The organism is Nonomuraea sp. 3-1Str (genome assembly GCF_031570565.1).
In the GTDB taxonomy this organism is placed as follows: domain Bacteria; phylum Actinomycetota; class Actinomycetes; order Streptosporangiales; family Streptosporangiaceae; genus Nonomuraea.
Genome location: NZ_JALHBK010000003.1, coordinates 201,225 through 213,361 on the forward strand (window position 1 = coordinate 201,225; position 12,137 = coordinate 213,361).

Consider the following 12,137-nt stretch of genomic DNA (forward strand, 5'->3'; position numbering starts at 1 on the left):
AGGTCTGGGGGACCCTGACCGTCGCCTCCGCCTTCGCGCATGAGCCTCGACCTTGAGGCTCACACACGTCTCACGTCAGGTCAATAGTTTGGACTCACAACCAATCATCGGGTGAGGCGCAGGTCCCTGAGCCGCAGGTCGCCCTTGAAGACGACGTACAGGTCGCCCTTGCCGGGCTTCACCGTGGCGCTCGCCGTGCCGTACCGGTAGACGTCGCCGGTCGCCGGCGCCTGGACGGTGCCGAGCAGGGCGCCGGTGGGCGAGCCGAGCCGCAGCTCGACGGAGCCGCCACTCACCGAGGCGACGCCCGCGGTGAGGCGGGACCCCCACGAGGCGCCGGTGAAGGAGATCCAGTCCCCCGCCGAGCCGGCCACGACCTCGCCGCGGACCTTCGACTCGTCGGCGAACTCCACACCGGAGTAGCCGTCGAAGTCCATGGCGCGCGTGGCCTGCGTGAGGTCCCGGACCGGGACGGTCTCGCCGGTCACCTGGAGCGTCGTCCGGGCGCGGACCTGCTCGGACGACGACCCCACGAGCACGTCGTGCGCGGCCGTCTCGACGACCCACCGGCCGCGCGTGTGGTCCCACACGGCCAGGTCGGACCGCTTCAACGGGAACGTCACCGTCCTGCTCTCGCCGGGGCCCAGCGCGACCCGCTGGAAGCCGCGCAACTGCTCGACCGGCTGCGGGAAGCGGGAGCGCCGCTGGTGGGTGTAGAGCTGCACGACCTCCTCGCCCTTCACCTTGCCGGTGTTGGTGACCTTGACGCTGACCTGCTCGCCCTGGACGCGCAGGCCCTGGTAGCCGAAGGTGGTGTAGCTGAGGCCGTGGCCGAAGGGGTAGAGCGGCCGGCCCCGCTGGTACAGGTACGTCATGCCGGTCCTGACCAGGTCGTAGTCGTGGATGCTCGGCAGTTTGTCGGTGGCGTACCACGTCTGGGTGAGCCGCCCGGCCGGGTTGACGTCGCCGAAGAGCACGTCGGCGACCGCGTGGCCGGTCTCGGCGCCGGCGTGGGTGGTCCACAGCAGCGTCGGCGCGTCCACGATGACGGGGTAACTGGTCTCCAGGACGACCACGGTCCTCGGGTTGGCCTTGCGCACCGCCTCGATCAGCCGCCGCTGCCCCTCGCCGAGCTGAAGACTGTCCCGGTCGTGGAACTCGCGGGCCGCCACGAACGGGTGGCTGCCGACCACCACGACCGCCACCTCGGCCTTGCGGGCCTGCTCGGCCGCCGCGGCGACGCCGTCAGAGACGACCTCCTTGGCGAAGCGGGCCGCCTGCGCCTTCGGGGCCAGGCCGGGCGTGCCGTCGGCGTTCACGCTCACGTACGGGTCGGGCAGGCCGTACCAGCTCTCGACGCTCTCGTAGCCGGCGTACCTGATCAGGTAGGAGCCGTCGGCCTGCCGCTCCAGGGCGAACTGCTGCTGGACGTACCAGCCGTCGGGCTCGGCGTCGTCGGTGTCGAGGGAGCGCCAGTCGCCGCCGAGGAGCTTGCCGTTGCCCGCGTTGCGCAGCGTGGACACGCCGCCGGTCCAGTCGGTCAGGTCCCACTGGGAGGCGGGGGTGGGGGCGGTGTCGGTGAGCGCGACGTTGTCGTCCGGGCCGGAGCCGGTGGCGGTGAGGTACCTGCCGGAGCCGAGGTGCTTGAGCGCGATCCGCTCCAGCCCGGCGCCACTCGTGACGTCGGCGACGCGCTCCTTGATCCCGTCGAGCGGGGTCACCTGGTAGGGCGCCTGCCCGCCGTACCAGTCGCGGTAGAGGCGGTCGGCCAGCGGGCCGACGACGGCGGCGCTCTTCGGGCTCGCCAGCGGCAGCACTCCGGAGTTGCGCAGCAGCACGGCCGCCTTGCCGGCGGTCTCGCGGTTCAGCTTCCGGTGCGCGGGGCTGTCGATCACGTCCTTGGTGATCTTCTTGTACGGCCCGCCGTCCGGGTCGAAGTGACCGAGCCGGAACCTGATCGACAGCACGTGCCGTACGGCGTCGTCCACGTCGGCCTGGGTGATGAGGCCGCGGTCCAGAGCGGTCGAGAGGAGCTGGGCGGTCGGCCCCGCGTTGCTGTCGTCCACGGTGTAGCTGTCGAGGCCGGCCTTGAGCACGGCGGCGAACGCCTCGGCCTTGTCGTCGTAGTACTTCTCCTGCTCGGTCAGCGCGTACGGGCCCCAGGCGTCGCTGACGTTGTAGAGCGTCTTGCCCGTCCACGACCTGACGGCCTCGTCCAGGTCGGGGTTGACGTGGTTGGGCCGGCCGTTGACCAGGTTGTAGGAGGCCATCACGCCGGTCGCGGCGTCGGCCGAGATCGCGGCCCGGAACGCCTTCTGGTAGTACTCGTTCCTCAGCTTGGGCGTCAGGTTGGAGGAGGTGACGCCGCGGTTGGTCTCGTTGTTGTAGGCGAGGTAGTGCTTCAGCACCGGCGCGGTCTTCAGGTAGAACGGGTCGTCGCCCTGCAGGCCCTTGCCGTAAGCGGTGGAGATGGCGCCGGTCAGCAGCGGGTCCTCGGAGTAGCCCTCCTCGTTGCGGCCGGCCCGCGGGTCGCGCAGCAGGTCCACGACCGGAGCCCACACCTGGAGCCCCCACAGCGTCGGGTTGACGGCGTTGTAGCCGCGCGCCTCGTCGCCCACGGCCGCGCCGACCCGCTTGACCAGCTCCGGGTCCCACGTGCTGGCCAGCCCGACGGCCTGCGGGAAGACCGTGCCGCTCGCGAACTTCTGCTTCCAGCCGTCGTCGAGGTCGTTGGACCAGCCGACGCCGTGCAGCGCCTCGGTGCCGTTCTTGTGGTACGGGATGCCGAGGCGCGGGATCGCCTGCTGCGACTGGTGCAGCAGGCCCAGCTTCTCGGGCAGGGTGAGCCGGCCGAGCAGGTCGTCGACGCGCTGCTCCAGCGGCAGGGCCGGATCACGGAAGGGCGGCTCGTCTGCCGCCTGCGCGGGCGCGGTGAGGAACGACGCCGCCAGCGCGAGGGCGGCCAGCAGGGGGGTGCGGCGTAAGCGTAGGGGCATGGATTCTCCAGAGCGGGAGGCTCACTTGACGGCGCCGACCGTGACGCCTCGGGTGAGCGTTCGTTGGAAGATCAGGAAGAACGCGACCGCCGGGACGATGCCGAGCAGCGCCGAGGCGCTGGACATGGTGGCGTCCATGTACTTCTCGCCCTGCAGGACGCCGAGGGCGACGGGCACCGTCTGGTTGTCGTTGGAGATGAGGAAGATCAGCGGCAGGAAGAACTCGTTCCACGTCCAGATGAAGAAGAAGATCACCAGAACGCTGAGCGTGGGGCGGCTGATGGGCACCACGATCCGCCACAGGGCCCGGAAGCGGCCCGCGCCGTCGATGGCCGCCGCCTCCAGGATCTCCCTGGGGAACTGGCCGAGCACGGCGCTGAGCAGGTAGGTGCCGAACGCCGCCTGGATCGCGGTGAACACGATGATCACCGCGAGCTTGGAGTCGTAGAGGCCCACCTCCTTCGACAGGTAGTAGAGGGGGTAGGCCAGCGCCTCCTGCGGCAGGGTGTTGCCCACGAGGAACAGCACGAGGATCCACAGCCGGCCGCGCACCCGCCCGATGCCCAGCGCGTACGCGTTGAGCACCGACAGCACGACGGCGAGCACCGCCACCGAGGCACTGATGACGAAGCTGTTCCAGAGCTTGCCGCCGAAGTTCACGCGCTGCCAGAAGTCGGCGATGCCCTGGAGGTACAGCTCGCCCGGCAGGCTCAGCGGCCCCTCCGCGCCGTACTCCGCCGGCGACTTGACCGCGTTGACCGCCACGATGAGGAACGGGAACAGCATGACCGCGGCCAGCAGGACGAGCGCCGCCAGCACGGCCCACCGGCCCGGCCCCGCCCTCATCGCTCACGCTCCTGCACGCGCAGGAACAGGAACGTCACCACGATGATGATCAGGGCCAGCACCGTGGCGATGGCCGAGCCGTACCCGACGTTGCTCTTCTGGAAGAAGTTCAGGTACGAGAAGTACGACGGCACCATCGTGGCGTTGCCCGGACCGCCGCGCGTGAGCACGTAGATCGGCCCGAACACCTTGAGCGCCGCGATCGTGCAGGTCAGCAGAACCACGAACGTCTCCGGCCGGATCTGCGGGATCGTGATGTGCCAGAACCTGCGCCACCACGACGCCCCGTCGATCTGCGCCGCCTCGTGCAGGGCCGGGTCCACCCGCTGGAGCCCGGCCATGAAGATGACCACCGGATAGCCGAGCTGGAACCACACCATGACGGCCATCACCGTGGCCAGCGCGAGGTCGGGGTCGCCGAGCCAGTCCAGCTTGAGGCCGAAGATCTGGTTGACCGCGCCGTACGACGGGTGCAGCATCCACCCCCACACGACTCCGGCCACCGCCACCGGCAGCACCTGCGGCAGGTAGTACGCGGCCCGCAGCGCGGCCGCCGTGCGGGAGCCGAACCTGCGGCCGATGTAGTCGAACAGGACGGCCGCCAGCACCAGGCCGAGCGCCGTCGGGACGATCGCCATGGCCACGATGAGGCCGACGTTGTGCTGGAACGACTGCCAGAAGCGCTCGTCGCCCAGCAGCCGCGTGTAGTTGTCCAGGCCGATCCAGCGCGGCGTGCCCACGCCGGACCAGCGGGTGAAGCTCGTGGCGACGTTCATGAGGAACGGCGCCACGATCACGGCGAGGAACAGGACCAGACTGGGGACCAGGTACCACCAGTAGCCCTTGGTGCGAGCGCGCATCTAGTTGCCGATGTCGGCGAGGTTGTCCTCGTACGGCTTGGCGAGCTCGTCCAGCACCTGGGCGGGCGTCTTGCTGCCGTTGACGAGGTTCTGCACGCCGGCCACCATCACGTCGTAGTAGCCGGGCGCCGGCCAGTCGGGGTAGAAGGCCAGGCCGTCGGCGGAGGTGAGCTTGTTGAAGCTCTCGATCAGCTCCTTGCTCTTCGGGTCGGTGATCGCGGCCGGGTCGGCGGCCACGGGGACGCCGCCGGAGTTGCCGAGCAGGTTCTGGATGTCCTTGCTCATCGTGATGTCGATGAAGTCGTAGGCGAGGTCCTTGTTCTCCGACTTCTCGGGCACGACCCACACGTTGCCGCTGGAGCCGGGCGACATGGTGGCGCCGGGGAACAGGAAGTGGCCCCACTCGAACTTCTTGATCTCGGAGGCGAACCGGCCGTACCACCAGCTCCCGCTGATCATCATGGGGTACGTGCCCTTCATGAAGGCCACGCCCATGTCCTCGGCCTTGAGCCCGGCCGAGTTCTTGTCGAGGTAGCCCTTCTTCACCCAGTCGGCCAGGGTCTGGGCGCCGTAGGTGAGCTCGGGCCCGTGGAAGTCCACCTTGCCCTTGTACGACTGGAAGGCGTCCACCCACGGCCGCTGCGCCTTGGTCAGCGCGAGCTGGTAGAAGATCTGCTGGGCGGGGTACTCGGCGCCGGCCGTGGCGATGGGCGTCACGCCGGCCTTGACGAACGTGTCCAGGGCCGCCGTGAGCTCGTCGAACGTGGTGGGCACCTTGACGCCGTGCTTGTCGAACAGCGCCTTGTTGTAGTAGACCATCACGAACTCGCCGTAGTTCGGCACGCCGTACCACTTGCCGGAGCCCATGACGCCCCGGTCGTCGTACTTCGCGGTCACCTGGAGGCCGCCCGGCAGCAGCTTGTCCCAGCCGCGCTTGGTGGCCTGCTCGCTCAGGTCGGCCAGCAGCCCCTGCTTGGACAGCAGGCCGGCGGTGGCGTTGCCCTTGTTGTACTCCATGACGTCGGGCGCCTCGTCGGAGTTGAGCACCATGCTGGCGGTCTTCTGGATCTGCTCGAAGCCCTTCTCCTCGAACTTCACCGTCACGCCGGGGTGCGACGCCTCGAACCGCTTGACCGCCTCGGCCCACGCCTTGCCCATGGCGCTGTCGGCCGTCTCGTAGTGCCAGAGCTTGAGCACGCGCGGCTGGCCGCTCGCGGCGCTCTTGCCGCCGTCGCCCGAGCCGCCCGAGCCTCCGCAGGCCGCGAGCACCAGCGCCACGGCGGCCAGCGCCGCGACGCCCATCGACTTGTTCATGATCTCTCCTGAGTGATGACGGCCCGACCGGGCGCGCCCTCCACCGGGGCGAACTCGACCGTGGCGATCCGTTTCGGTCCGGTGACGGCAACGCGCAGCGTGTCGCCGTCCCGGGTGGCCACGACGACGGTCTCGCCATCGGTGTCGTGGATCTCTGTACGGCTGTCGCCGCCCCCGAAGGCGACCAGGGTGAGCTCGGCCGGCGTGCCGACCGTGTCACCGGGGACGGTGACCGGGATGAGCGCGCCGTGCCGGACGAACAGCGGGACCTGCTCCAGCGGCTTGGCGACGGGGACGTAGCGGGGGCCGGCCAGCACCTCGCCGGTCCAGTAGTCGACCCACTCGCCACGCGGCAGGTAGACCTGGCGCGTGCCGTCCGGTGAGGTCATGGGGGCGACGAGGAGGTCCCGCCCCAGCAGGTACTCCAGGTCGGCCTGCCAGGCGACCGGGTCGTCCGGGTGGTCCACGCACAGGGCGCGCATCATCGGCGCGCCGGTCCTGGCCGCCTCGACGGCCGCCGAGTACAGGTACGGCATGAGCCGGTAGCGCAGCCGCAGCGCCTCGACCGCGTGCTTCTCGACGGCCGGGAACTCCCACGGCTCGCGGCTGGTCGTGCCGTGCAGGCGCAGCAGCGGAGACAGCGCGCCGAACTGGGTCCAGCGCACGTACAGGTCGTCGGTGGGGCGGCCGGTGAAGCCGCCCGCGTCGTGGCTCCAGAACGGCACGCCCGACAGGCCGTGCGCCAGACCGCCGCGCAGCGTGCTGCCCATGGCCGCGTAGCTGGTGTAGGTGTCGCCGCCCCACTGGGCGCTGTGCCGCTGGCCGCCGAGGAACGACGAGCGCGCCCAGACCAGGCCATGCCCGTGGACCTCGCGGGTGACCTCGGCGACGGCGTCGTTGAACAGCAGCGTGTAGACGTTGTGCAGGTCGGTGCCGGTCATGCCGTTGAAGGCGACGGCGTCGCGCGGCACGCCCTCGGCGAAGTCGGTCTTGAACGCCTGCACGCCCTGCCGCAGGAGCGGGCGCAGCAGGCCCTGGAACCAGGCGACGGCCTCGGGGTTGGTGAAGTCGACGATGCCGCAGGGCGGGAACGAGCCGTGCCAGCAGTCGGCGACGTACGCCTCCCCCGCCGCCGTTTTCAGGAAATATCCGGCGTTGGCCGCTTCCAGGAAGGCGGGACTGAGGTGGGAGATGTAGGGGTTCATCCAGAGGCAGACCTTGAACCCCATGCCGTCCAGCTCCGCGAGCATCGCCTCCGGGTCCGGGAACGTCTCCGGGTCCCAGCGCAGGTCCGACCAGTGGCCCTCGGCCTGCCAGTACGTGTCCAGGTGGAGCACGTCGCACGGGATGCCCCGCTCCCGGATCGTGCGCGCCCGGGCGAGCACCCGCTCCTGGCTGTCCACGAAGAACCCCGAGGAGATCCAGGTGCCGAACGCCCACTTCGGCGGCAGGGCGGGCCGGCAGGTCAGCCGGTCGTACCGGTCGAGCACCTCCGGCGGGGTCGGCCCGGCCAGCACGTAGTAGTCGAGGACGTCGTCGGGCACGAGGACCTGCACGACGCTGTGGGTGGACTGGCACACGTCGAACTCCGCCGGGGCGCCGCTGTCGAGCAGCACGCCGTACCCCCTGCTCGACACGTACAGGGGCACGTTCTTGTACGCGCGCTGCGACTCGGCGCCGAAGGCGTCGAAGTTCCACATGACCGGGCGCTGCCCGCGCTTGTCCAGCGGCGTGAACGACTCGCCGAACCCGGCGAACGCCTCGTCGGGGGCCGCGCCGAAGCTCTCGTGGTAGGCGGCCGGCACGCCGCCCGCGGCGGAGCGGCCGAACGGCAGCGTGCGCATCCGCCCGCTGATGTCGGTGTGGCCCCGGTCCTGCTCGACGAGGGTCCGGCCGGAGGCGTCGGTGAAGCGCAGGTGCCACGGCGACAGGCTGATCTCGGCCCGCAGCGAGCCGGCGTCCACGACGATCGGGCCGCCGGGAACCGCTTCGGCCCGGGCCCCCTCGTACGTGCCGGGGGTGACGAGCGTGATGGCCCGTTCGGAGCGGGGGCGGGCGTCGGCGTCCTCGCTCAGCCGTACCCGGATCACGCCCTCGCCGGCCACGCCGACCTGCACGACCAGGGTCTCCTCGGCGCTGGTGGTCGCCTTCAGCATGACGCCCGCCTCGCCCACGGCGACCGGCTCGGCGGCGGTCACCGCGGACAGGCCGCCCTCTCCGTGCTCGCGCACCGGTAGCTCGGGCGGGTCGGCGACAAAGTACTCGTGCGCGACCAGCGGGGGGCGGTACGGCATGGAGGCTCCTTCCACGGCTTGCGCCAGCTCGTGGATTAGTTTGCTGTCCATACCAACAAACGTCAACGATTCGGGGGCCCGGAATGTACGGTTCGCCGGATGACTACCGGGCGCGCCGCGCTGCTCGAATCAGCGGGCCGTGGACGCCCGGCTCTTGCGGGAGCGGTAGTTCGCCGCCTTGACGCGGTTGCCGCACTCCTCCATGCCGCACCACTGCCGGTTGCCGGCGCGGGAGCGGTCGACGAAGACCCGGGTGCACGCCTCGCGGCCGCACTCGCGGACCCGCAGCGCGTCGATCCCGCCCAGCAGCCGGACCGCCGAGCGGGCCACGTCGGCGGCGACGGCCCCGGCGTCCCCGGTCCGCGCGACGCCGGAGGGGGTCAGCGACATCCGGGCCGGCGCGCCGCCCGCCTCCTCGTTGACCAGGCGCAGGTCGTCGCCGGGCCAGGGCAGCCCCTGCATGCCGTGGGTGGCGAGCCGGTAGACCGCCTCGCGCAGCGCGCGCAGCCGCCGCAGGTCCGCGACGTCGAGGGCGGGCTCCTCGGTGAGCACGCCCGCCTCGACGGCCCATCGCGCCAGGTCGGCGGGGGTCCGCAGGAGCTCCTCGGGCTCGCTCCGCCGCCACTTCAGCGTGCCGGCGAGGTCGAGCGCGAGGTCGCCGCTGACGAAGACGAAGCTCACGTCACCATCTTGACAGGTGACGGCCGAGGGGCGCAATGTTTGCGTCACCTGTCAAGCAGGTGACGCACGGACGAGGAGCCACTTTGATCACCGATGACGACTACCTGTACTTCGCCGACCGGGCCCTCGACGGCATGACCGGCATCGTGGCCGGCCTGGGCGACGAGCTGGCCAACACCAGGCCGGCCCTCCTGGGGGCCAACTCGCCGTACGCGCTGCTCACCCACTGCCTCGGAGTGGTCTCCTACTGGGCCGGCGCGCTGGTCGCGGGGCGTGCGGTCGACCGCGACCGCGACGCCGAGTTCGGCAGCGCGGGCCCGGTGCGCCCGCTGCTCGACCGGGCGGCGGCGGTGCGCGCGCAGCTCGCCGAGGACGTGCGCTGCGCCGAGCCGGACGCGCCGCTGCGGGCCGCCCCGCCGGCCGCCTTCCTCGGCCCCGACCGGGAGCTCACCCAGGGCGCGGCCCTGCTCCACGTCTACGAGGAGCTGGCGCAGCACCACGGCCAGATGGAGATCCTGCGCGACGCCCTCCTGGCCGGCGAGCCGGCGGGACTCCCCCGATGAGCGGGCCGTTCGAGACCGTCGACGTCGCCCGCCTGCGCTCGGGGCACGGCGTGAAGTGGGGATCGCTGCCCGCCGCCACCATCGGCGCGTGGGTGGCCGACATGGACTTCGGGGTCCCGCCCGCCGTGCGCGAGAGCATCGTCCGCGTCACCGAGCGCGAGGACTTCGGGTATCCGTTCTGGCCCGGACAGGATCCGGTGGTCGAGGCGTTCGAGGAGCGGATGGCCGGCCGGCACGGATGGACCCCGCGGCCCGGCCGGACCCGCGTGTTCACCGACCTCATCCAGATCCTCCAGGTCATGATCGAGCACGCCACCGAGCCGGGCGACGGCGTCGCGATCCACGTGCCGTCCTACCCGCCGTTCCTGGCGAGCATCGCCCGCTCGGGCCGCCGGATCGTGCCCCTGCCGATGGTGTGGAGCGAGACGGGCTGGGGCTTCGCGGCCGAGGGGCTGACCGCCCGGCTGCGCGAGCAGGGCTGCAGGATGATCGTCCTGGTCGATCCGCACAACCCGACCGGCCGCGTGTTCACGCGCGCGGAGCTCGCCCCGCTGGCCGAGGCGGCCGAGGAGCTGGACCTGGTGGTCCTGGCCGACGAGATCCACGCCGACCTGGTCTTCTCGCCGCACCGCCATGTGCCGTTCGCCTCGCTCGGCGCGGACGCCGCGGCGCGGACGATCACCGCGACGTCGGCCACCAAGGCGTTCAACATCGCCGGCCTGCGGTGCGCCGTCGCCCACATCGGGCCGGACCGCGTCTGGAAGTCGCTGGCCGAGGCCCCGCTGGACTACTTCGGCACGCCGAGCGTCCTCAGCCGGGTCGCCACCGTGGCCGCCTGGCGGGAGGGGGAGGCCTGGCTGGAGCAGCTCATGCTGACCCTCGACGACAACCGGCGCGCGGTCGCGCGGTGGGCGGCGGCCTCGCCGTGGGACCTGCGCCACCACACCCCGGAGGCGACGTACCTCGCCTGGCTCGACTTCGCCGGCACGCCGCCGGCCGACGGCGGCCCCGCCGCCCTGCTGGAGCGCCGGGCCGGGGTGAAGCTCAGCGAGGGGGCCGAGTTCTCCGAGCACACCGGGGTCGACACGGCCTCGTTCGCCCGGCTCAACTTCGCGACCAGCCCCGCCAACCTCCAGGAGATCCTGTCCCGCGTCGCCTCGCTGTGGGCCTAGATGCCGATGGCGGCCTCGGGCTGCATGAGCCGGCGGGCCGCCTCCGTGATCGACCCCGACAGCGACGGGTAGACCGCGAACGTGTGCGCGAGCTGGTCCACGGTCAGCCGCTGCTGGACCGCCACCGACACGGCGAGGATCAGCTCCGACGCGCGCGGCGCCACCACCACGCCGCCCAGCACGATGCCGGTGTGCGGCCGGCAGAACAGCTTGACGAAGCCGTCGTTGAAGCCCGACATCTTGGCCCGCGCGTTGGTCGCGAGCGGCAGCTTGACGACGTTGGCCTCGATCTCGCCGGCCTCGATGGCCCGCTGCGCCACGCCGACGGCCGCGATCTCTGGGTCGGTGAAGATGTTGGAGGCCACGGTGGCCAGCCGCAGCGGCTGGACGGCCTCGCCGAGCGCGTGCCAGACGGCGATGCGGCCCTGCATGGCCGCCACCGAGGCGAGCATGAGCACGCCGGTGCAGTCGCCCGCGGCGTAGACGCCGGGCGCGGAGGTGCGCGAGACCTTGTCGACCTTGACGAAGCCGCCCCGGTCGAGCTGCACCCCGGCCTCCTCCAGGCCCATGCCGCCCGTGTTGGGCACCATGCCGACCGTCATGAGCGCGTGGGAGCCCTCGGCGGTGCGGCCGTCCTCCAGCGTCACCACGACGCCGTCGGCCGTGCGCTTGACGGAGGCGGCGCGCGAGCGGCCCATGACGTTCATGCCGCGGCGGCGGTAGACCTCTTCGAGCACCTCGGCGCCGTCGGCGTCCTCGTTGGGCATCATGCGGTCGCGGCTGGAGACGAGCGTGACCTCGGCGCCGAGCGAGCGGTAGGCGCCCGCGAACTCCGCGCCGGTGACGCCGGAGCCGACCACGATGAGGTGCTCGGGCAGCTCCTCCAGGTCGTAGAGCTGGCGCCAGGTGAGAATGCGCTCACCGTCGGGCTCGGCGCCCGGCAGGACGCGCGGGGTGGCGCCGGTGGCGACGAGCACCACGTCGGCCCGGATCGTGCGGTCGCCCGCCTTGACCACCTGCGGGTCGACGAGCCTGCCGCGCGCCTTGACGATCTCGACGCCCTCGGCGGCGACGCGTGCCGCGATGTCGGCCGACTGCGCCTGGGCCAGCTCCTTGACGCGTTTGTTGACCAGTGGCAGGTCCACGGTCGCCGCGCCGATGTCGCCGTCGCCGCCGCCGGAGAAGCCGACGCCCAGCGACGGGGCGTCGAGCAGGGCCTGTTTGCGGACGGAGGTCGCGATCAGCGTCTTGGACGGCACGCAGTCGGTCAGCACGCAGGCGCCGCCCGGGCCGTCCTGCTCGACCATCGTGACCTGCGCGCCTAGTTGCGCGGCCACGAGGGCCGACTCGTATCCGCCTGGACCGCCGCCGATGATCACGATCTTCGTCACGTGTACCATTCTCCCGCATC

At 71.5% G+C, this 12,137-nt stretch carries 9 protein-coding genes; 2 read left to right on the top strand and 7 right to left on the bottom strand.

What is annotated here, in order from left to right:
- Positions 1-104: 104 nt before the first annotated feature.
- The 6 genes from MTP10_RS07585 to MTP10_RS07610 all read right to left on the bottom strand — a co-directional run bounded on the left by MTP10_RS07585 (position 105) and on the right by MTP10_RS07610 (position 8,991).
- On the bottom strand, positions 105-2,996 hold the full coding sequence (locus MTP10_RS07585) for a glycoside hydrolase family 3 C-terminal domain-containing protein (protein ID WP_310708309.1): 2,892 nt from the start codon (positions 2,994-2,996) through the stop codon (positions 105-107).
- 21 nt (positions 2,997-3,017) lie between these two features.
- The gene (locus MTP10_RS07590) at positions 3,018-3,842 is read right to left on the bottom strand and encodes a carbohydrate ABC transporter permease (protein WP_310708310.1); all 825 of its coding nucleotides are present in this window, start codon (positions 3,840-3,842) and stop codon (positions 3,018-3,020) included.
- Positions 3,839-4,702: a sugar ABC transporter permease gene (locus MTP10_RS07595; RefSeq protein WP_310708311.1), complete on the bottom strand. Its 864-nt coding sequence runs from the start codon at positions 4,700-4,702 to the stop codon at positions 3,839-3,841. Before MTP10_RS07595 ends, MTP10_RS07590 begins: the two co-directional genes overlap by 4 nt.
- On the bottom strand, positions 4,703-6,016 hold the full coding sequence (locus tag MTP10_RS07600) for an extracellular solute-binding protein (RefSeq protein ID WP_310708312.1): 1,314 nt from the start codon (positions 6,014-6,016) through the stop codon (positions 4,703-4,705). It lies immediately after the preceding gene.
- Complete coding sequence (locus MTP10_RS07605) at positions 6,013-8,310, bottom strand: TIM-barrel domain-containing protein (RefSeq protein ID WP_310708313.1); 2,298 nt, start codon at positions 8,308-8,310, stop codon at positions 6,013-6,015. Before MTP10_RS07605 ends, MTP10_RS07600 begins: the two co-directional genes overlap by 4 nt.
- Before the next feature lie 129 nt (positions 8,311-8,439).
- Entirely contained in the window at positions 8,440-8,991 is a 552-nt protein-coding gene (locus MTP10_RS07610; protein ID WP_310708314.1) for an ABATE domain-containing protein, read from the bottom strand.
- 83 nt (positions 8,992-9,074) lie between these two features.
- Between MTP10_RS07610 and MTP10_RS07615 the strand changes: the two genes are divergently transcribed.
- Together MTP10_RS07615 and MTP10_RS07620 are read left to right on the top strand one after the other, a co-directional pair.
- On the top strand, positions 9,075-9,554 hold the full coding sequence (locus tag MTP10_RS07615; RefSeq protein WP_310708315.1) for a DinB family protein: 480 nt from the start codon (positions 9,075-9,077) through the stop codon (positions 9,552-9,554).
- A complete protein-coding gene (locus MTP10_RS07620) occupies positions 9,551-10,726 on the top strand; it encodes an aminotransferase class I/II-fold pyridoxal phosphate-dependent enzyme (protein ID WP_310708316.1) in 1,176 nt (391 codons plus the stop codon). Before MTP10_RS07615 ends, MTP10_RS07620 begins: the two co-directional genes overlap by 4 nt.
- Here MTP10_RS07620 and MTP10_RS07625 read toward each other — a convergent pair.
- Complete coding sequence (locus MTP10_RS07625; protein WP_310708317.1) at positions 10,723-12,117, bottom strand: NAD(P)H-quinone dehydrogenase; 1,395 nt, start codon at positions 12,115-12,117, stop codon at positions 10,723-10,725. The genes MTP10_RS07620 and MTP10_RS07625 overlap by 4 nt on opposite strands.
- Positions 12,118-12,137 lie beyond the last annotated feature (20 nt).